The organism is Amycolatopsis sp. NPDC028719, assembly GCF_055565395.1.
This window is the reverse complement of the sequence record NZ_JBVHUL010000009.1, coordinates 313,316-332,664: the sequence shown is the minus strand read 5'-3', so window position 1 is coordinate 332,664 and position 19,349 is coordinate 313,316. Positions and strand designations below refer to the sequence as shown.

The 19,349-nt window shown below is 65.8% G+C and carries 18 protein-coding genes; 9 read left to right on the top strand and 9 right to left on the bottom strand.

Annotated elements, in window-relative coordinates:
* Nucleotides 1-146: 146 nt before the first annotated feature.
* A complete protein-coding gene (locus ACZ4TR_RS36250; protein ID WP_465292525.1) occupies nucleotides 147-3,683 on the top strand; it encodes a tetratricopeptide repeat protein in 3,537 nt (1,178 codons plus the stop codon).
* A gap of 91 nt (nucleotides 3,684-3,774) precedes the next feature.
* Here ACZ4TR_RS36250 and ACZ4TR_RS36245 read toward each other — a convergent pair whose 3' ends face one another.
* From ACZ4TR_RS36245 to ACZ4TR_RS36235, 3 genes are all read right to left on the bottom strand, one after another.
* On the bottom strand, nucleotides 3,775-4,332 hold the full coding sequence (locus tag ACZ4TR_RS36245; RefSeq protein WP_465292573.1) for an IS3 family transposase: 558 nt from the start codon (nucleotides 4,330-4,332) through the stop codon (nucleotides 3,775-3,777).
* 807 nt (nucleotides 4,333-5,139) lie between these two features.
* Nucleotides 5,140-6,303, bottom strand: a complete 1,164-nt coding sequence (locus ACZ4TR_RS36240) for a HigA family addiction module antitoxin (protein ID WP_465292523.1) — start codon at nucleotides 6,301-6,303, stop codon at nucleotides 5,140-5,142.
* Nucleotides 6,300-6,680 carry a hypothetical protein gene (locus ACZ4TR_RS36235; protein WP_465292521.1) on the bottom strand — a complete coding sequence of 127 codons (381 nt, stop codon included), beginning with the start codon at nucleotides 6,678-6,680 and terminating at the stop codon, nucleotides 6,300-6,302. Before ACZ4TR_RS36235 ends, ACZ4TR_RS36240 begins: the two co-directional genes overlap by 4 nt.
* Nucleotides 6,681-6,852: 172 nt before the next feature.
* Between ACZ4TR_RS36235 and ACZ4TR_RS36230 the strand changes: the two genes are divergently transcribed.
* The 4 genes from ACZ4TR_RS36230 to ACZ4TR_RS36215 all read left to right on the top strand — a co-directional run bounded on the left by ACZ4TR_RS36230 (nucleotide 6,853) and on the right by ACZ4TR_RS36215 (nucleotide 10,624).
* Nucleotides 6,853-7,851, top strand: a complete 999-nt coding sequence (locus ACZ4TR_RS36230; RefSeq protein ID WP_465292519.1) for a CBASS oligonucleotide cyclase — start codon at nucleotides 6,853-6,855, stop codon at nucleotides 7,849-7,851.
* Nucleotides 7,852-7,853: 2 nt separating this feature from the next.
* Complete coding sequence (locus tag ACZ4TR_RS36225) at nucleotides 7,854-8,372, top strand: HORMA-1 domain-containing protein (protein ID WP_465292517.1); 519 nt, start codon at nucleotides 7,854-7,856, stop codon at nucleotides 8,370-8,372.
* 15 nt (nucleotides 8,373-8,387) lie between these two features.
* Nucleotides 8,388-9,311 carry an AAA family ATPase gene (locus ACZ4TR_RS36220; protein WP_465292516.1) on the top strand — a complete coding sequence of 308 codons (924 nt, stop codon included), beginning with the start codon at nucleotides 8,388-8,390 and terminating at the stop codon, nucleotides 9,309-9,311.
* Between the two features lie 71 nt (nucleotides 9,312-9,382).
* Nucleotides 9,383-10,624 (top strand): SAVED domain-containing protein, encoded by a 1,242-nt coding sequence (locus ACZ4TR_RS36215; RefSeq protein ID WP_465292514.1) that lies wholly within the window; start codon nucleotides 9,383-9,385, stop codon nucleotides 10,622-10,624.
* Here ACZ4TR_RS36215 and ACZ4TR_RS36210 read toward each other — a convergent pair.
* The 6 genes from ACZ4TR_RS36210 to ACZ4TR_RS36185 all read right to left on the bottom strand — a co-directional run bounded on the left by ACZ4TR_RS36210 (nucleotide 10,602) and on the right by ACZ4TR_RS36185 (nucleotide 15,755).
* Nucleotides 10,602-12,704 (bottom strand): ATP-binding protein, encoded by a 2,103-nt coding sequence (locus tag ACZ4TR_RS36210; protein ID WP_465292512.1) that lies wholly within the window; start codon nucleotides 12,702-12,704, stop codon nucleotides 10,602-10,604. The genes ACZ4TR_RS36215 and ACZ4TR_RS36210 overlap by 23 nt on opposite strands.
* The gene (locus ACZ4TR_RS36205) at nucleotides 12,608-13,165 is read right to left on the bottom strand and encodes a hypothetical protein (RefSeq protein ID WP_465292510.1); all 558 of its coding nucleotides are present in this window, start codon (nucleotides 13,163-13,165) and stop codon (nucleotides 12,608-12,610) included. The genes ACZ4TR_RS36210 and ACZ4TR_RS36205 overlap by 97 nt, the downstream gene beginning before the upstream one ends.
* A gap of 11 nt (nucleotides 13,166-13,176) precedes the next feature.
* Nucleotides 13,177-13,641: a hypothetical protein gene (locus ACZ4TR_RS36200; protein WP_465292508.1), complete on the bottom strand. Its 465-nt coding sequence runs from the start codon at nucleotides 13,639-13,641 to the stop codon at nucleotides 13,177-13,179.
* The gene (locus tag ACZ4TR_RS36195) at nucleotides 13,638-13,877 is read right to left on the bottom strand and encodes a hypothetical protein (protein WP_360669511.1); all 240 of its coding nucleotides are present in this window, start codon (nucleotides 13,875-13,877) and stop codon (nucleotides 13,638-13,640) included. The genes ACZ4TR_RS36200 and ACZ4TR_RS36195 overlap by 4 nt, the downstream gene beginning before the upstream one ends.
* A gap of 18 nt (nucleotides 13,878-13,895) precedes the next feature.
* Nucleotides 13,896-14,699: a conjugal transfer protein gene (locus tag ACZ4TR_RS36190; protein WP_465292506.1), complete on the bottom strand. Its 804-nt coding sequence runs from the start codon at nucleotides 14,697-14,699 to the stop codon at nucleotides 13,896-13,898.
* 192 nt (nucleotides 14,700-14,891) lie between these two features.
* The gene (locus ACZ4TR_RS36185) at nucleotides 14,892-15,755 is read right to left on the bottom strand and encodes a hypothetical protein (protein ID WP_465292504.1); all 864 of its coding nucleotides are present in this window, start codon (nucleotides 15,753-15,755) and stop codon (nucleotides 14,892-14,894) included.
* Between the two features lie 424 nt (nucleotides 15,756-16,179).
* Between ACZ4TR_RS36185 and ACZ4TR_RS36180 the strand changes: the two genes are divergently transcribed.
* The 4 genes from ACZ4TR_RS36180 (at nucleotide 16,180) to ACZ4TR_RS36165 (ending at nucleotide 19,334) form a co-directional block, all read left to right on the top strand.
* Entirely contained in the window at nucleotides 16,180-16,488 is a 309-nt protein-coding gene (locus tag ACZ4TR_RS36180; RefSeq protein ID WP_465292503.1) for a hypothetical protein, read from the top strand.
* Nucleotides 16,489-16,834: 346 nt separating this feature from the next.
* Nucleotides 16,835-17,644, top strand: coding sequence for a GAF domain-containing protein (locus ACZ4TR_RS36175; protein ID WP_465292501.1), 810 nt, complete (start codon nucleotides 16,835-16,837; stop codon nucleotides 17,642-17,644).
* Between the two features lie 89 nt (nucleotides 17,645-17,733).
* Complete coding sequence (locus ACZ4TR_RS36170; protein WP_465292499.1) at nucleotides 17,734-18,702, top strand: hypothetical protein; 969 nt, start codon at nucleotides 17,734-17,736, stop codon at nucleotides 18,700-18,702.
* Nucleotides 18,699-19,334 (top strand): hypothetical protein, encoded by a 636-nt coding sequence (locus tag ACZ4TR_RS36165; RefSeq protein WP_465292498.1) that lies wholly within the window; start codon nucleotides 18,699-18,701, stop codon nucleotides 19,332-19,334. Before ACZ4TR_RS36170 ends, ACZ4TR_RS36165 begins: the two co-directional genes overlap by 4 nt.
* Nucleotides 19,335-19,349: the final 15 nt, after the last annotated feature.

Below are 19,349 nucleotides of genomic sequence, written 5' to 3'. Positions count from 1 at the left end.
GTCGATCTCGCACTTTACTGGCCTCACAGCCTCCGGCGTGCTGTTACATCGTCTCCATCGGAACATGTAACGGCACATCGACCGCAGAGGGCTTCAACGACAAGCGAGGAGGCGCTACTCTCCAGTCGGCGAGAGGAGGGCTGCCGATGCCCGGCGACCCGGTTTTCGGAGCCCGGTTGCGGGCCCTGCGGGTTGGTCGTGGCCTGAGCCTCAGAACTCTGAGCCGCGTCATCCACTACAGCACTGCCCAGATCAGCCGGGTGGAGACCGGCGTTTCCCGGCCTTCAGTCGACTTCGCGGTGCTCTGCGACCGAGCTCTCGATACCGGCGGTGAACTGGGAAGACTCGCAGCAAAGAACACCGTGAAGCTGCCTCGGACCGATCAACGGCCCTTCGACCTGCCCCCCGTCACCCATCTGGTCGGCCGGCAACACGACGTTGAGCACCTCGTCCGCTACCTCACAGCCCCGGACGCAGGCCGGTCGGGCGGCAAGTCAGGCGAACCCGCACGGATATGCATCCTTCATGGAATGGGAGGCGTGGGCAAGACCGCCCTGGCCGCCCAAGTCGCCCGGCAGGCCCAGGGCCGGTACCCGGACGGTTGTGTCTACGTGGACCTGGATGGCTACCGCCTCCACAGCGTACCTCGCCAACCGTCTGAAATCCTGTCGACGGTTCTCCGCCGACTGGGTGTGCCCGGCGACCTGATTCCGGACGACGTCGGCGAGCTCACTGCCCGCTACCGGCAGGTGATATCAGGGAAGCGCACCATCGTGGTTTTGGACGGCGCGGAGTCCGGCGACCAGGTCTCGCCGCTGATCCCACCAACCTCGAAGTCGGCGCTCCTGGCCACCGGCCGAGCTCACCTCACTTCACTGGACGATGCCCTGCACTGGCAGGTCAACGCACTTAACCAAACCACCGCCATCGAACTTTTTCGCCTCATCGCCGACCTGCCAGCAGATTCACCGGATGATGCCGACCAGGAACTGATCTGCTCGATCGTCGAAAGTTGCGACCACCTGCCTCTGGCGATCCGAATAGTAGCGGCTCGTTTTCGGGACAACCAGTCCCGGACACTCGAAGACGTAGCCGTTCGCCTAACAGACGAACAATCGCGCTTCGGAGAACTCGATGACGGCGAGCGAAGCATGATGGGCGTGTTCGCCGCATCCTGCGCCACGCTTCCGCCGGATCAGCACCGAATTCTCGCCCTTGTCGCCCTCCATCCAGGGGATCGAATCGACATAGGGAGCGTGGCCGCGCTGGCCGATCGCTCTCACGCAGACACCGAAGACCTCTTGGACCGCTTGAAGCGAGCCGGCCTCGTGGAATACCACTCGAGGAACGCCTACCGACTGCGAGACTTGTTCCGATCATACCTTCGTCAAACTTGCGCGGACGCAATATCCACCGAGGAGATCGCGAGCGCTCGGCGCGATCTATTCGACTATTACCTCCGCACGGCGGACGCCGCGGACCGCGTGCTCGTCCCGGGCAGATATCGGATACCCTTGACACTGCGAGACGAGCCTCCCCTTCAACGGAATTTTGCCGACACTGATTCGGCGACAGCCTGGATGAATTCCGAATCAAATAATTTTCTTTCCATAGTCGTCAACATGGCCGAAACCGGGTTCCCTGAGATCTGCTGGCAGTTCGCCTACTGCTTGCGCGGATACTTTTACGAATCCAAGCAATGGGACCTCTGGGTCACCTGCTTTGAAACGGCCAGGAGTGCCGCAGCACTGCTCCACGATCGAAGAGCAGAAGGTCTCATGTTGAACAACCTGGGAATCGCTCTCGCCAGACTGGGCCGACACAGCGAGGCCAGAGAACACTACAAGATGGCCGAGCAGGCGTTCCGCGAAGCAGGCGATGTCTATGGAGAGATGAACGCAGTCAAAAATCGCTCATGGCTGTACTATTACGAAGCAGACTACAACAGCGCCCTACGGCTGGGCCGTCGGTGCTACGACTTCTACCGGGCAAGAAACGAGCAATGGCACGCCGCCATTGCGCTACGATCTGTTACGCGCGCCGAACTCGAACTCGGAATGCTGGAGGAAGCAAGCGCAGACCTGCGTACGGTGCTCACGGAGTACGAACGGCTCGGGTTTCGACCCAAGCAGATCGCCAGAGTGTACATCGATCTCGGACGTGCAGTACTCGGTGGCGGCGACCGAGACAGCGCCATTGACTACCTCAAGGCCGCCATCGATCAGGCACGATCCGGTGCCGGGGCGTACGAGGAAGCCATTGCATTGGAGTCCTTGGGGGACGTTGCTTCTTCCTTCGGAAACCACGAAGAAGCCGACCAGCACAAGACGGCCGCCTGGGATCTCTACACAGCAATCGGGGCACCCGATGCCGAACGGCTGCGACCGAACGTGACTATTCCGGCTGCCAATAAGATACAGGCGGAAGCCAAGCGCGCCCAAGGACCGACCATACTCGCGGTGGCGACCGAATGGTCGTCCGGGCACGGTGGTCTCAGCACCTTCAATCGACGTCTGTGTGTTTCACTCGCCCAAGCAGGTGCCGAAGTGTTCTGCTACGTTCCTCTCGCCGAGGATGCCGAAGTACGAGACGCCGCCGTCGCCGGCGTCGAACTGGTGACGGCCAGACGAACACCAGGCGAAACACTCGCCAAGTCGTTGACTCGGCGGCCGACACTACCCGCAGGAACTGTTCCCCGGGCTGTCATCGGACACGGAAGAAAAACGGGACCTGCCGCCATCCGCATTGTCGAAGACTACTTTCCCACAGCGCAACGAGTGCAGTTTCTGCACACAGTCGCAGACCACGTCGAGCTCGATAAGGTCGGCGCCGAACCGGGTGTCATGGAGCGAGGTGAGGAACGTGCCGAAGACGACTGGGAGCTCGCGAAGGGTGCCACACTCGCTTACGGGATCGGTCCGGCGCTCTACGACAGGCTGAGTATTGGGCTCAGCGGCTATGCCGGTGCACCGGTTCCTCGAAGGTTTGATCCCGGTTTCGACATAGCCGAGCCCAGACTGAACCACAACGCACCACGTGACGGACGCACCGTCCAAGTGCTGATAGCCGGTCGGCTCGACGACAGCGAAGTAGCGATCAAGGGTCTCGACTTGGCGGTTCGCGCGATCGCCTACCTGCTCGAGCTGCGGGATCCACGGGAGCCCGAGATCGAACTGGTGATCCGGGGTGTTCTCGCTGGCGGCGAGTCACGCCTGCAGGAACTGGTCAACGACTGGTCTGGCGGCAGGTCCATGAGAATTTTGCCACGGGCGTATACAGCCCGGGCCGAGGTCGTGATGCAAGACATGCGGCGGGCCTCCCTGGTCGTCATGCCGTCCCGCACCGAGGGCTTCGGGTTGGTGGGCCTCGAGGCGATCGTTGCCCGAAAGCCGGTACTGGTCAGCAGATCGAGCGGACTTGGGGTGCTCCTCGAGGATCTCCTTCCCCTCAATTTGGCCAGCCGTATGGTCGTACCGATCAATCGAGACGATCTCGACGTCCGACGCTGGGGCGAGGCCATCAAGTCGGTCCTGATGAACCCAGAGGCTGCAGCCAGGACCGCGGCCGCGGTCCATGACGTGATGGCCAGCAAGCGGACCTGGGCAATGGCAACGAAGGAACTTCTCAACGCCCTGCAGACCGCGGCTAAGGAGAAACCCTCGGACGTCGATGTGGTGCCATAGGGGAAGCCACTGGAGGCAGCTGCTGCCACTCTGACCTGGTCGCGATGCGCGGCTCTATGGGGTAATTGAGTGTCCGAGACGATCTTGCTCGCTAGCCACGTAGGTGCTTCGTAGTTCGGCCGGGATGTTCTGGCCGATGGCCTTGTGCAGCCTTTGTGGTTGTAGTAGCCCAGCCAGGTGAACACGTCCTGCCGGGCCGCAGCGCTGGCGAGCTAGACGGTAGTGCCGATCTCCGCTTTTGTGGGTGGCGAAGAAGGCTTCGGCGCCGGCGTTGTCGTTGCAGGACCCGACCCGCCCCACGGACGCTCGGATGCAGTGCTCGGCTAGGGCGACTCGGAACTGGCCGGAGGGTGTACTGGGTGATGTCTCCGACGACCCGTTGCCCCGGTTGCTCGGCGGTGAAGTCCCGGCGGATCAAATCGACCACCAGAGCGACCGGTCGGCCGCAGGCCGGGATGTTCGTGCAGCGGCTGCGGCGGGTGATCCCGGCCAGGCCGTGTTTGCGCATCAGCCACTCCGCCCGCTTGTGATTCACCACGATCCCGCGGCGGCGCAGTTCGGCGGCAATGGTGGACGCGGTCTCCCGCCACGCCTGCGTCGTCAGGCCACGGGCGAACAGCAGCCCGAGGTAACAGGTGGCGATGCGCATCGCGATCTCGCGCAGCTGCAGCTCGCCGATGCAGAGGTCTGCCAGATGCCTTCGAGGTCGCGTGCCGGTGCCTTGATCCAGTCGAAGACCTGGGTGGAGGCGGTCCATTCGGTGAACCAGACCGAGACCCGACTGCGTTATTGCCGACGGCGAAGCCGATGTGGCCCAGCCACAGCCGGATCGCCGGCATCAGGCTGTCCAGCAGCGAGCGCAGGTTGGCGAACAGGTCGTAGTTGTGCAGGTCTCGACCGTAGCCATCGTCTATGCTGAAGTCATGCCGAGGTGAACGTGATGGCCAGGATTGTCTTGCAGAGACAGTGGCGGAGCGTCGGGATCCGGCTTCGCTGACGCCGGCTGGTTGCTGAGAATCCACAAGTACGTCGGATAGGGCTCACACGGATTCGGTACCGTCTGCGCCACGGCCTTTCCGGAGTCAATAACGCGATCGTGGTGATGATCGCCAGCGCCACTACCAGCTTCATCAGTCCTCCCCGCAGCGCGCCGTCGTGTCTCAAACACGTCGCATAGGGGGCGGTCTATGCAGGTCGGAGGCAGTTCGGAGAGGAAGGCTTAGACAGGGGCCGCGCCGTCAGCCGACGCTGGGAAAAGTTCTTCGTCTCTCCGCCCGGCCTGCGGCGGATCGATCCCGGCAGGCACCAACGCTTTCCCTTGTCGGGCGATCTCCCGGCTTTGAATTGACGGCTGGTCGTCTCGCTTGAGGGCGCTTACCTCCGTCGGCAGTTCCGCTCACAACATCCCGAGCGCACTGCCCACAGTTCGGCGCTAAATCTATTTTTATCACAAACATCAAATAGAGTCAAAGCGCACGACAGTTTTCAATTTCCTTCCAAATGACCAAGGTACGACCCCTTCATGCTGAAGGCGTCCGACAACAACACCCGGCGCGACACCTACTTCGTGCGCGAACACCCTGATCGCTTGCTCTGTGACCACAGTAGGAGAGTCAAGGAATTTTTGTAGCTTTTGTTCAGGAATCAACGAATTTTGAGCAAACTTGTCAGCTTCCCTCTCCGACTCGGTCGAAGCACCTGGAACTTTGGAGTCTCCATGCAGAAACATGGGCGACAAGTCAACCTCACCACTTTCGCCAGGCTCTATCCCGTGATCCAGGAAGGTCAATCTCTTACCGTGCAACAAAACATGCGCCAACTCGTGGAAGAACGAGAACCAGAACGTATCGTCGGTCTTGAATCGATCACTGAGCCCGATCATCACTTTGTCAGGCGCAAGCCAGCGCGTTACACCCGACAGGTGAGTATTTTTTAGTGCCGGAATGAATACGAGCGCTATACCAAGAGTCGAACACAGTCGCGGAAGCTCGACTTGCCAGGATGCAGGCTCCTGAAGCGTCAGCTTCCGCATCTGAGGTATCGACGCAATGAGTCGTTCTCGACTAAAGGGTTCGCATTCGATTCCGCGCGCTCTAACTTCGCACACCCTGAGCCAGGCAGCGATCGAGTAACCGTCGCCTTCGACAAGTTCAGAACGCCGGAAGGCGAGTCGATACTCCCGCCAAGCCCGTTCCGCAACATCAGGCGTCGCAACCCCAAAGAAACTCAGTATCAGCTGCAGATTGGCCAAAGACTGGCTAGTATCGCGGAGCACTCCCATTCTCTTAAGGAATGCCAATGGAAACTTGCCCACCCAACTGATTTCGCCCGCCAGTTTCCGCTGATCCTCGACAACACTTTGATGCGTCTGCCAGATCGCTTCCAGCCTGTTCCAGGTTTCGGCAGAAATCCCGGTAGCGCGTTCGAGCCGCACCGCAATGTCGGGACTAAGGGCCACAACACCCTGGACTATCTGGTTGACATGCTTCGTGGACAGGCCGGCGCGGCGCGCAAGATCAGCTTGACTTACCCGCTGCTCATCGAGTTGCTCCTTCAGGATCTCCCCCGGATGCGGCGGCGTCTCTGGACGATAGGGGTATGTGCCCGCAGGTATTGTCATCGAAGGCTCCCCTTGGACTCGAGGGATGAAGCATCGGGGTGCCGACCGGGGCGCTCCAGCCCGACAGGCAGGACGTCGACAACGATCACCGACGTCACGGTTGTCTCGTCGGCGAGTTTCACACTGTCGTCAGCACCCTGCACGACCAGCTCGAACTTGCGGCCGGCCGAGATGAACACGACCGTCCGCTGGGCGATCAACCCTGAGCGCAGTCGCACTGCCGCGAACTCCCGCATCTTGGCGAGATTGGCAACTCCGCACAGTTGCCCAAGCCGGACCCAGATCAGCCGAGCCGACTCCTTACCGTAAGCGACCACTCTCGCATGGTCACTATTGCAGGTGTGCGCCAGCTCCTGCGAGCCGAACCAGACGTTCATTCGCCACCTGGACCCCGTTTTGGTTTACCCGATCAGTGCATGCTACCTTCGTCCGCCATCGGGTCGATCTTGTTTACCGATCTGGTGCATACAACTTCAGCAACACGAGCGAGAGCCGCTGCGCAGAGGTGCATGGGGAGCACCCGCGAAGCGGAACGTGAGGGAGATTCAGATGTCCGACGAGACACATGTGACCCACGCCGTCCTGCAGCGGTTCGCCGAGAACCGGGTCAACGTCGCCAAGGAACAGGCAAAGCGGCGCCGCGAGCAGGTCAACCACCTGAAGACACGCCTCGAGGTCCACGTCGCCGCAAACCCGGGCTACGACCTGGTCAAGCTGCGCGCGTCGGGCAGCACCGCCAAGCACACGGCGATCAGCAGGCGACGTGGTGAGGGATCGGACGCGGACGTCGCCGCATACCTGCGTTGCGCGGACCCGGACATCGACGAGGCGAAGCTGCTCGAGTGGCTTTGGGAGCGCTGCCAGGAGGTCTACGGCAAGACGAAGGTCGCCGACGACTTCGTGATCTCGCAGCACGCGGTCGGGATCACGCTGCGCGGCTCGGGGCTGAAGATCGACGTCGCGCCGGTCCTCTACACCGGAGAGGAGGACGACAAGGGCTTCCTGGTCACCCGCCAAGGACAGCGCGTCCTCACCTCCGTCACTTTGCACCTGCGCTTCATCCGCGACCGGCGGAAGCTCGCCGGCCCGGGCTACCCCGAGCTCATCCGATTGCTCAAGGCCTGGATCCGCGAGGCGAAGTCCCGGGATCCGCATCTGCGGTGCAAGAGCTTCCTGCTCGAGCTCGTCGTCGCACATCTCTGGGACACCGGATGGCACGGTGCCGGACTGCAGGTCGGCGACTACCCCGTCGCGTTTGAACAGGTGCTGGCCTACATCACGACCACCGGCCTGCAGACGCCGATCGTCTTCGGCGACTTCTACGCCACCGACGAGATCAGCGCGACCAGCGACCCGATCCAGATCTGGGACCCGGTGAACCCGGAAAACAACATCGCCTCCAGCTACACCGACGCCGACCGGAAGCGCCTCGTCGAGGCCGCGGCCTCAGCTCTCGATTCGGTGAGCTGGGCCGCCACGGCCCCCACCCAGGGCGCCGCATACGACGCCTGGCGCGAGCTGTTCGGCCCGTCCTTTCCAGGGGAATGACCATGACCCTCTCCATGACCCGATCCGCTTCCTTCACCATCACCGACGCCCGGTACGTCGGCGCGAAGATCGGCGCCGACCTGCGCCAGCTGCGCGCACTGTACGGGGAACCTGAGAGCGCCGCGATGATCACCGACTACGTCGAGGAAGTCGCCCAGCTGCTCAACCACGGCTACCTCGACTCGGTGTCCTACGGGTTCCGCGACCCCGACACCAACCTCTGGAAGCTCCGGCTCCGCTACCGCGCCACCCTAGGCGGCCACCTTCTCGATGACGGTCCCGGCCGCCTGCCGAGGACGGCGCCTGTCACCGGCCTGCCGTTCTACTCCTTCCTCAACTACTCGACCAAGTTTCACAGCCTGCCGCAGGTCAAGCGCACCGCCTTCACGAGTGCGCTTCCCGTCAACCGAACCACCGGCACCGAACCCGCAACCGGCACCGGCGCCACCACGCCCGGCCACGGCTACGGCCAAAAGGGCATCGGGGTCACCCGCGACGTATTCGTCGCCCTCGACGACTAACCCCAGGAGATCACCATGAGCACTCAAGACGACCTCTTCCACCCCGTCGTCGAACTCCCCGAACCGGTTCGGCAAGCGCGCTACGACCGGCTCGTCGGCCTCGACGACGTCAAACTCCGTCTCCGCAAGGAGGCGATGCTGCTCGCGACGCCGGACCGCCTGCAGGCCTGGGCCGCCACACACCACCCCGGCCGCGAGCTCGCCGCCCTGGACCTGTTCACCGACCGCGCCCCGCTGTTCGTCTTCGCCGGCGACGTCGGCTCGGGCAAGTCCGCGCTCGCCGAGTCCTTCGGCTGTGACCTCGCCGACCAGCTCGACCTCCCCGTGCTCCTGTACCGGCTCAAGCTGTCCACCCGCGGAAGCGGGCTCGTCGGGGAGATGACAACGCTCATCGGCGACGCCTTCACCCACCTCAAGGCGCAGGCCGCCGCCGCCCGGACCGGCGACCGAGCCCGGCGAGTGCTCGTGTTCGTCGTCGACGAAGCCGACGCGCTGGTCCAATCTCGAGAAGCACAGCAGATGCACCACGAGGACCGCGCCGGCGTCGATGCCTTCCTCGCCGGAGTCGACAGCCTCGCCGGAGCGGGCCTGCCGGTCCTGGTGGTCTTGTGCACCAACCGCCCCGGCGCCCTCGACCCGGCCGTCATGCGCCGAGCGGCCGCGACGTTCACCTTCACCCGGCCGGCCACCGAGCAGCGCCGAGCCCTCCTCGCCGGCGCACTGCAAGGACTGGGCCTCCGCCCGGACACCATCGAGAAACTCGTAGAGCTGACCGGCCCGAGCGGTTCCCGTGCCGGCTTCACCAGCTCCGACATCATCCAGCGCCTGGTGCCGGCCGCCGTCCTCGATGCCTTCCCCGACCGCTCGGTCCGCGACGAACGTCTCCTCACCATCGCCGCCGAACTCACCCCGAGCCCGGTCTTCGCCGAGCAGAACTAAGACGCCCGCCCGGCGGTTCCCGCCGGCGGCTGCGCCTCGACCCGTCCCAGCCCTGCACCCGGAGGTAACAGATGCCCCAGATACACGACCTGGACCCGATCTTTCTCAGCTATCGACACTCGGACGGAGATGATCTGGCCGAACGCGCCGCATGGGTGTTCCGCGCCCACGGCGTCCCCGTATGGCACGACCAGACCCACTTGCCACCGGGCCGCTTCCAGCGGCGGCTACAAGAGGCCCTCGATTCGGGACTGTCCGGAGCCGTGCTCCTCGTCACCGAGGAGATGGCGCGCTCGAGCTACGTCCGGGAGTTGGAGCTACCGGCACTTCTTCGCCTGGAGGGGGATCCGGCATTCACCTTCGCCATCGGCAACACCATCACCGGCCCGGACGGCCGACTGGACTACGGCGCGCCTGACCGTCTGCTTCCCCAGGAACTCGCGACGCTGAGCGAATTCGACCAGTTCGCAGTCCTCGACCGCGCCGGGCTTGCTCGGCTGGCCGGCGAGATGGCGATCCGCCGCGTCCGTCGAGCGGCTGTCGATGGCCGGCTGCATCTCGACATCCAAACTCGGACCCCCGCCTTGGGTACTCCGAAGGCACCGCTCGCCCCTCGGACCCGACCGCCGCTGCCCGGTACCAGCGTGCCGCCTGCCGAAGCCTGGGAGGACTTCGCGCCGTTCCTCGGAGACCTCCCCCGCATCGTGCAGTCGGCCGGCGTTCACCACCTGCACATCACCGGCGGCGCTCACCTGAGCATGGCCTTCGCGCTCGGGGCCGCGTTGCCGACCACGACCGGGCTGGCCATCACGGTCACCGACCAGAGCGGAAACGAGTGGACGGGAGCCGGAAGCCGGAACGTGCCGCTCGTGCCGACCGCGATTCCCCTCGACGGTCCTCCCGAGGGTCCCGTCGCCGTGTACCTTGATCTCGTACCTGCACCGCCCAACAAGGGCTTCCGCCGCTACGTCGCGAGCCGCTCCTACGCCCACGCAGTCGAGATCGCCGTGGAGCAACGCGAACCCATCCCCGCCGACGCCGGCCCCGCGCTGGTGACTGAACTGCGCCGACGCATCGGCGAGGTCGCCGGCAGCCGGCCCGTGCACCTGTTCATGCGCGTCCCTTTCCCGCTCGCCGTGATGCTGGGCCGCGCCTGCAACACGTTGCGGGTCACCCTCTACGAGTGGGAACGGGAAGCCGAGCCGCCGACGTACCTCGAGATGGCCACGGTCTCCGCAGGCCGCAGCGGTGGGCCCGTGGTGCCGCAGGAACGTCGCCCCGTGTCAGTGGCTAGCCGGAGTGCCCACGACTGACGGTCGGCGTGGTGAGCACAGCCGCCGGCAGCGACCGGTACGGCTGGGTCGTGACTTTGACCTTGCCGATTCGTCCACTGTGGTCACGCACCAGGAACTCGCCTGCACGAGCACGGCGCTCTTCCTCGCCGCCTGCCGGGTTCAGCGGCGAGAGGTCTTTGGTGACGATCTCGTGGTAGCGAGCGTCGGCAGGGTCGGCGCCGAGCCAGGCAAGTCCGTTGCGGGCGAGGCCGTCGTCGCGATGGCGGCCAAGGAACCGGACGGCGATCAGGCCGCGCAGGACATCGTCGCCGAGGTCTTGCGGGGCGTGGGAACCGAATGCGGCGTCGGCGCCGTGTTTGCGGCCGTCGCGGACGAACTCCAGGGCGATCTGCTGTCCTTCGGGGGTGCCGGTGACGTTGTAGGCCTCGTCGCAGATGAACTCGCCCCACCGGCCCGGGGTGAAGCAGATTTCCTTGGCGATCGCGGCGATCAGCAGGTGGAAGGCGCGCCCGAAGAGCTTGCGCGGCGGGATCCGGGCAGCCAGGCGCTCGTTGCTCATCTCAAGCGCGCTCGGCAGCGGGATCTCGTTGGTGCAGAACACGACCATGTCCGCACCGAACAGGTCAACCGGAGTGAGGTCGGGGTCGAAGATCGGCCGGGTGATCGGATCGCGCCGCAAGCGCTCGAGCCGATCGGCCAGCGCCCGGGCAGCCGGGTCGCGCGCGCCGTGCTTGCGCAGGGTGTCGACAAGTCCGTTGCTGGAGGCGTCCGGGTGGCCGCTGACGTCGTCGAGGCCGCGGCCGAGCGCGTCCCGCTCCGGGGAGCTGGACTCCAGATCGAGCCACGAGGCGAAGAACGTCTCGGCGATCCCGGTGCTGGACTTGCCGGCGGTGCGGAATACGCGCAGCGGGTCGCACGAGTGCAGCAGCTCGGCCGCGGCGGGCCGGTCGTCGAGGCTGGGGTCGATGATGTCGACGATCTGCGCGTTCCCTGGCAGCGCGGCGGCGACCGGTGCCCATTCACGGCCGCGGGTCCGGTCAATGACGATCACCCGCCCGTCAAGCATCAGCCGCACGACCGCGGCGACGTTCTTCAGGATCACCGACTTTCCGGCGCCGAGCTCGCCGATGACCGCGATGCCGCCGGAGGAGTCGTGCGTCGGGCCGTAGGTCGGGTCGAGCAGGAACGGGGTGATGGCGCCGCCGTCGACGGTCAGCCCGAACAGAGCGCCGGTCGGGTCGCCGAAGTCGGTAGCCGAGACCGGCAGCAGCATCGCGGCGTCGGTAGCGAGGAGATTCTGGCTGCACTCGCGCACCACCATCGGTGTCCGGCTGCCCGGCAGCATCGCCTGGTACAGCTGCCGCTGCCCACCCAGCGGCCGTTCCCACCGGTACTCCCCGCCCAGGAACGCCTGCCGCAGCGCCTTCGCGCGGGCGTCAGCATCGCGGGCGGTCTCACCCCAGACGCAAGCGACGACGCCGACTTCGAGGTCGATCTCGGTGGAGCTGGCGCCGAGGCGGGCGTTCTTATGCTGGATCTCCTCCTGCGCCGAAATCACGTCCGCCGGGACACCGGCGGTGTCGCCGGCGTGCTCTTCGTCCTGGCTCATCAGGTCCCGGGTCCGGCGGCGGTTGGCGGCGCGGGCGTCCTCGTTCGAGTGGGCGGTGATCCGCAGCGCGTAGTCGACCCCGAAGCCGATGTCGGCTAGCCGGGCCAGGATCTCGTGCCCGGGAAAGGTGAACGCCCGTGGCATCTCGGCCAGCACGAGGAAGGCCTGGTAACTGGAGACCGCGCCATCGTCGCCCGGGGTGACGCACTTGACGAACCGGCGGTTCAACAGCCCAAGCGGACCCCAGCCTTGGCGGTCTTCGGCCGAGTCGGTGCGGCCGCCTTCGTCGAACACGCAGCTCCGCAGCATCGTCAGCCGTGCACGGCCGCTCCCCTGCCGCACGACGATGCCGGTGTTGTGGACGGCGTCGGTCCGGTCAAGCTGCGGTTCGTTCACCCCGCGGACCGGGGCGCGGGCGAGCCACCACAGCAGGTCCGCCTCCGTCGCCGCCCGGAACGGGACCGCGCCACCGAGCTCTTGAGCCGCCACCCGTGCTCGTTCCCGCCCGGCCGCCACCGCGGCGGCCGATGCGGGGCGGGCAGGCAGGCCGAGCAGCTCGCGAGCGCCGCGGCCGCGGCGCGCGCCGTCGCTTGGGCGGCCTCTTTCCAGCCGTGGCCGGTGAGGGGTTTGGCGAGCCAGAAGCTGCGGCCGAGGACGTCGAGGTGCTCGAGCTGGTCCCAGGCGTTGTGGACGGTCTCCGCCCAGTGCGGGTTCGCGTCCAGATCGATCCCGTCGAGACAGCGTTGCACGATCGCGTGCGGCTGGACCTGCTCGCACAGCGACGCGATCATCACCTCTCCGCGCAGCGACTTCATCAGCGTGACCGTGCGGTCGTACAGTTCGCGCAGTTGGCGGCCGGTGGAGCGGGCGCTCTCGTGGGGCAGCACCCGCCACACCGCCCATAGCGAGCCGTCGACGCAGAACAGCAGGTTGCCTGCCACATCGGTCACCGGAGACTCCATCACCGCTCCCGAGCCTGGGCCAGCACCTGCTGCAGCGACGACACCGGCACCACGGGCTCTTCCACCGCGTCGCCGAGGTGCACGTACAGCCATCCACGGCAGCGCTCCGGCCGCGCGGGCCGGAATGGGCGGCGGCCGAGCATCCCGGTCGGCGACGCGAGCAGATGGGCGGCGAGTCCGGTGAGCCAGCCGAGCGGGGTGCGGGATTCGATGCGGGCGCGGCGGAGGAACACCGCCGAGAGCGGCAGCCCCCAGCGCGCGGGGCCGAGCCAGTCCAGCAGCGGCAGCTTCCACACCAGCACCAGCAAGATCAGGAACAGCGTGCCCTGGGTGACGGTGTAGGGCCCGCCGGGCAGGTAGCCGCCGTCGCGGCCGGGCATCCGCCCGAACATCCGCGGAAACCGCCGCGACCGCGTGTAGGAACGCCCGACCAGCACGTCACCGCGGCTCTTCGGCGCACTCAATGGGTGAACCAGGCGCCGAACATGCCGGCGACCCCGTCGAGGTTGAGCAGGATGCCGAGAAAGATTGCCGCGATCACGCCGTACTTGATCGCCCGGGTGAAGTTCCCGCGGGTGCCGATCAGCAGCCCGATCCCGCCGACGATGGCGGCCAGCAGGATCAACCGGCGAACGGACTGGTCTCCCCAGGCGAGGTTGGTGTCGACCCAGGACTTTACGTCCGCGGCGAGCACGATCATCAGACGTTCTCCTCGGCCTCAGCGGCCCGCCATCAGCGGCGCCGGATCGATGCGGTTGATCTCCCACCGGCCGGCTCGGGCGACCAGCGTCAGCGCGTAGTCGACCGGCGTGGCCTGACCGGCGGCGTCCCACGCCGAGGCATGAACCAAGCTGCGCGCGGTGGTCCCGTCGGGCGGTCGCGCGGCTTGCCCCGGCTCGAACTTCTCGTGCGTCCGCACCTCGGCGACCTGCACCTGGACGAACGGCACCGGCGCCGGCAACGCGACGGTTGCCCCGGGGCTGACGAATCGGGTCAGCTCGCCTTGCCCCGCGAGGTAGGCAGCCAAAAACCCGGCGACCGACTGCCCGATCGGCCCAGCCGGATCGGCGACCTCGTCATAGGCAAGCGGCGCGGTACTGGCGGTGGCCGGGCATGCCACCGGTGAGGGCAACGTCGCCGCGACGTAGGCGTCACGGGTGCCGGTCATCGCGACCTGGGCGCATAGCAGCGACGCCGCGCGCTTGCCATCCGGCTGCAGCACGAGCACGTCGGCGGCCACGACGACCGACCACACCCCCGGCGCCGGCGACGTCGCCGAGACGACCGCGGTGTCGACCGGCACCTGCGACCCGACAACTCGTTGCGACTTCGCGCCGGGCGGGTAGAAGACCTCGAGCTTGGCGGAGTCGTCGCGGGTCGCCGAGAGCCAGGACCGGACGTACATCTCCGCCCAGCCTTCCGGCGACGTCGAGGGCGCGGGTGCGCCGCCGTCCCGCGTCGACGGCGCACCCGCTGGCTGGAGAACGACCAACCCGACGATGGTCAGCAATGGGCTGGCCACGACAACCAGCCAGGCCACAAGCCGACCGACCCGGCGAGTCGCGCCTCGGATCGCGGACTCGGCGCCCGCATCCGGCAGCAGCCCGGCCAGCGCATTCCGACCAGGTCCGCGACGACCACACACGACCCGACCCCCTCCGCCAGCGCTGCAGGCTCACTGGTTGAGGCATGCAGTCCCGGCAGCGGGCGTGATTCAGCCGGCCCACGGAAGCTCGCGACCAGGGAACTCCGCCGCGGCTTCGGCGAGCTGTTCGACCGCACGACGGCGGTGTCGGGTGATCGTCGGCTGGCTCAAGCCGATCAACGTTCCGATCTGGCGATCGGTCGCCACGCCGTCCCGGCCGATCGGCTCGCCGAAGTAGCGGGTGGTCAGGATCCTGGCGGAGTGCTCGTCGAGTCGGTCGTGTTCCACGGCCCACGACAGGACCCCGAGCAGTTCCTCCGAGGCCTCCATCTCCTCCTGCACTGCCGCCAGCGGCCGGTGGGCCTCACAATCGTCGATGCTGACAACGTCGGCGGCAGCCTGACCATGATCCACGCCGAAGTCCCGCTGGGCAGCTCGTTGGGTCTCCCGCACGAGGTTCGCCGCGACGTGGCGCGGACGCCGTAGCGGGTAGCACCGCGTCTGCTCCCACAGGTGCCCGATCACCGCCGCTTGGATATCGCGGCTGTCTTCCGAGGCTGACACGCCGCCACCGGTCACGCCGCGCCGGACACCGACCCCACCACCGGCGGCGCGTGCTGCACGAACGACGCGGGCGACGATGCCGGGCACAGCCGGCAGCATCGCGTTCACCACCATCTCCGTCGCGGCCACACCCTCGGCGTTCGACTCTCCCGCGCGCGTCAATAGGGCATACAGCACTTCGTCGTGGCGGGCGTAGTCCCGGGTAGCCAGGACATCGTTCAGCTCCTGGTGAGACGTAATCGACGACAGCGCCAACTCTTCGGCCGACCAGGTGCGAAGAGCCTGGTCGAACCGCGCGAGGACGCGGGGTCGCCGGAACTGGACCTGGAGGGTCGTCAGCGGGCTGTTCGCAGTGGATCGACTGGTCATGGCGCCGGCTCCTTCGCTCGGATGACAAGATCCGAGCCAGCGTCTGACCAGGTGTTCGCGCTGTTCCTGGCCCGCGACCTTGCCCCGGTGGAGGAGCAAGTCTCGATTCACACGAACGGGCGACGTCTCTGCCTCAGCACGATGAAATCGACACGGCGCAACTTGTTCCGTGTGTCGTTCTCAACCTTGGGCTAGGCGGTACGGCCCTAAGAGCGGTTTCGGACTAGGAGGCACTCTCGGCCGTTTCGTCATCGCACAGGGCGGGTCATAAACGCGGTCAACGACGCCCTGCCCGAATCGGACCTGCTCGGGGGTACCAGCAGTTACCACGCGGGCGATGCTGCCACTGGTCTTGCCCTTCGCGGCCTTCACCGGGCTTGGGTGGAGGACGATCACGGCTGTGTACTCGTAGGGTGGCTGGCCGATGTTCCAGCCCACACGGACGTGCGTGCACAGCCCGCCCCACGACTGCTCCAGGGTGTTGAGGACCTCGCACTCGGCGATCGACTACCCGGGCTCGCGCGAAGGCCGCCGCGGCGAAGAAGCCGGCCGCTGCGAAGGCTACGGCGACCCGCGCGACCGCGACGAAGGCGGCCCCGAAGACCGCGCCGCCAAAGCTCCGGCCAAGGCCACCGCGGCGAAGGCGACCACGACGCGCGAAGGCCGCCGCGGCGAAGAAGCCGGCCGCTGCGAAGGCTACGGCCAAGCACACCTCGGCTGCGAAGAAAAGTAGTAGCCACGACCGGATGGGCCCCGCACCAGCCTCGTGCTGGGCCCTTCGGCGTTTCCTGCCTCCACGGTCGTCCAGCCTGCGGTGGCACTCGCCGTCGACCGCACCCCGGTTGAGCAGCAACGACTGCGCAGGTTCCCGCGGGTGATCTTGTCGCATTCCACTGGGTGTTGCCACCTCTTTCTTGAATCGTAATCGCCGGTAACCGCGGCAATCCGTAACAGGACCCTTGCGCGGGCCGACTACGATGCGTTGCGAGGAGGCGAGCAGTGTCGGAACAGCCCGTGATCAACGAATCAAGGAACCGCGGCAGCGACCACCAGGCCGGGACCCCGGGGCTGGTGACGCGATGAACCGCGCTCTGGCGAGGTATGTGCTCCCGGTTCTCCTGCCGTTCCTCGCCGCCCTGTCCGGAGGATTCGTCGGCGCGAGCCAGTCCGTGCGGGTCGAAGTTCTTGCCGTGTTCGGAGCGGTCCTCGCCTCGGTGTGCTCGGCCTTTCTGGCCATCGCGAATGCCCGGCTTGCCGACCGTGCGACCGACGCCGCGATATCGGCGCGTGCCGATTTGGCGACCGCGTTGTCGCGGGCTGGCCAGCCGCTTGTCTTTGCACTCGGAGAGCTGTCGAGCAGCGTCGACGAGAAATCGGCGCAAGCGCGAAGATTGCTGAAAAAGGTCGTCGAGATCGCTCAATCCCAGTGCGGGCGAACCACGAGCGCGCGACCGAAGGTCCGGGCCAGCTATTATCGCCTCTCGGGCGACGAAAGGCTGGAGCTCGTCTACACCGTCGGGAGAACGAACCCGCGTCGGCACGAGTTCAGTGATACCGGGTCGAAGTCGGACAAGAACATCTTCAGTCTTGTTCGCGACCGCGACAGTCTGCTCGTTCCCGATCTCGTCGCGGCGCCGCCGGCGAACTTCGCTTTGGACGAAACCAGGACCTACAAGTCGCTGATCGTTTCTCCGGTACGGACGTCGGGCCGAGTGTTCGGGATCCTGGCCGTGGACTCGGACATCGGGAACTCACTTACCACCGTCGATGTCGGGTATGTCCAGCTGATGAGCGGGTTGCTATCTGCGGGGCTCGCCCAACTCGACAGCGAGGAAATGGGCGAGGCCACCGAGATCATCGAGCCGTCGTCATCCCAGGGGGGCCGATGATTCCGCATTCTGAGCACCACGTGCAGCCAACGCGTTCGATCGCCATCCGGCGGACCGGCCGGCGACCACTGCCGCCGGTCCGGAGGCCGTTGATCAGTTCGTCTGGTCGCAAGTTCCTCGACGGTCACCTGGCGGCGGAGGAACTTCTCTACACTGACGACAAGGAGCAGTTCGAGCAGGTATCTAATGAGCTGAGGCACACGGTCTTCGCGGTGCCGCGGCCGGTTCACGTCTCGGACGATCGTCCGAAACCGATGTGGATTCCGAGCATGTATGCGGATGGCATCGCCTTCCTGGACGATCGACTTTCAGCGTCGGTGTTTCTCGAAGGTGTGCACCGCAAAGCCGAGGAGGAGGCGACGCGGCAAATCGACTCGGTCGTCAAATCGCGGCTGCCGTCCACTGCGCGGCTGGCCACGATTGTCATCCTGGTCGTCTTCTGCGGAGTAACGGTTCCCGTTCTCTACGTGACGAAGATCCCGGGCACTGCCGCCGCCGTCGTCGTCGGTATCGTCGCCTGCCTGGCGATCACCATCGAAGCGCTCTCGATCCTGGGGTCCAGTCCGGTGACACCCGGGCGGGCCGTTGCGGTCGGGCATCGGGTGCGCAGCCGCTCCGAAAACCTACCTCGTCGTGTCTTCCTGGTCCAAGACGAAGGTCGCGCCGAGGAGAGCGTGCGCAAGCAGTCGCTCGCGCTGAATCTGAGCTATCGCGAATTGTCGACGATGCTCTGCGTCTCCACGGATTTGACCACCTTGGAAGAGCTGAGCGCCGACACGCTTCTGGATCTCGGCACCCTGGACGGCGTCGTCCGGGGCCTGCGCGGCCGAGGGTTGGTTCGCGACGTCGTCGACCGGGACGACACTCCAGGCATCTCTCTCACCCGAAAAGGCCGGAAGCTGGTGCGGAGTCTCGAGCGGCGGCCTATGAAACCGCCGGTACGAACTGTTTCGCGCGACGTGGCGAGTCTACCGCGGTCAGAGCGGAGTGGCTTGTCCGCCGAAGAAGCTTCGGCGCTGGTGCAGACGCTGCTCGATGACGAGGGGCGGCGTCGGTGAACGGCATTTCCTGCGGTCTGACGGCCGGTATCAGTCTGTTCCTCTCGTATCTCGAGGTCGACAAGTCGTTCTTCGTGCCAAAGTTACGGCGCAGGCGGGTCAAGATGCAGGTTTTCGCCTGGTTCTTCGCCGCGGTCAACGGGATCTTTTCCATCGGAATCCTCTACTTCCTCACCACTTTCACCAAGGTCGGAGAGTGGGGGGCGGTGCTGGCGGCGCTGATCGCCGGCCTGGGCTATGCGAGCCTCGCCCGGCAGAAGTTCACCACGTTGAAGATCAACGAGCAAGAGTTTCCTGTCGGTTTCGAAATGCTCTATGATCATTTTCAGCGCGCGATGTACCGAAGGATCAATGTCGAGGCGAAACGTGCTCGGAGAGTCGAGGCGCGAACCCTCGTGAAGAACAACACGTTGGCGGAACTCGTCCAAGAGGCGATCTACACCATCGAAACCGACTACATGTACTCCGAGGAACAGAAGCGGGAGTGCCGGAGCTGGGTGGCCGAAACCGTGGACCTGGCGGAGGCGGCCGACTGGCAGAAGTGCTTCGCGCTGGCGCTTTTCGTCGTGAGCGGCGACAAGTCGGAAGTCGGCATTCTTCCGGTGCAGTATCGATCCGACGTCGCCGTCTGAGGACCGCGCGGAAGG

Coding starts and splice junctions, on each gene's coding strand:
- ACZ4TR_RS36250 (WP_465292525.1), top strand. CDS start 147: ATGCCCGGCGACCCGGTTTTCGGAGCCCGGTTGCGGGCCCTGCGGGTT.
- ACZ4TR_RS36180 (WP_465292503.1), top strand. CDS start 16,180: ATGTTCCAGCCCACACGGACGTGCGTGCACAGCCCGCCCCACGACTGC.
- ACZ4TR_RS36230 (WP_465292519.1), top strand. CDS start 6,853: ATGTCCGACGAGACACATGTGACCCACGCCGTCCTGCAGCGGTTCGCC.
- ACZ4TR_RS36175 (WP_465292501.1), top strand. CDS start 16,835: ATGAACCGCGCTCTGGCGAGGTATGTGCTCCCGGTTCTCCTGCCGTTC.
- ACZ4TR_RS36220 (WP_465292516.1), top strand. CDS start 8,388: ATGAGCACTCAAGACGACCTCTTCCACCCCGTCGTCGAACTCCCCGAA.
- ACZ4TR_RS36225 (WP_465292517.1), top strand. CDS start 7,854: ATGACCCTCTCCATGACCCGATCCGCTTCCTTCACCATCACCGACGCC.
- ACZ4TR_RS36215 (WP_465292514.1), top strand. CDS start 9,383: ATGCCCCAGATACACGACCTGGACCCGATCTTTCTCAGCTATCGACAC.
- ACZ4TR_RS36185 (WP_465292504.1), bottom strand. CDS start 15,755: ATGACCAGTCGATCCACTGCGAACAGCCCGCTGACGACCCTCCAGGTC.
- ACZ4TR_RS36235 (WP_465292521.1), bottom strand. CDS start 6,680: ATGAACGTCTGGTTCGGCTCGCAGGAGCTGGCGCACACCTGCAATAGT.
- ACZ4TR_RS36195 (WP_360669511.1), bottom strand. CDS start 13,877: ATGATCGTGCTCGCCGCGGACGTAAAGTCCTGGGTCGACACCAACCTC.
- ACZ4TR_RS36240 (WP_465292523.1), bottom strand. CDS start 6,303: ATGACAATACCTGCGGGCACATACCCCTATCGTCCAGAGACGCCGCCG.
- ACZ4TR_RS36245 (WP_465292573.1), bottom strand. CDS start 4,332: ATGCGCATCGCCACCTGTTACCTCGGGCTGCTGTTCGCCCGTGGCCTG.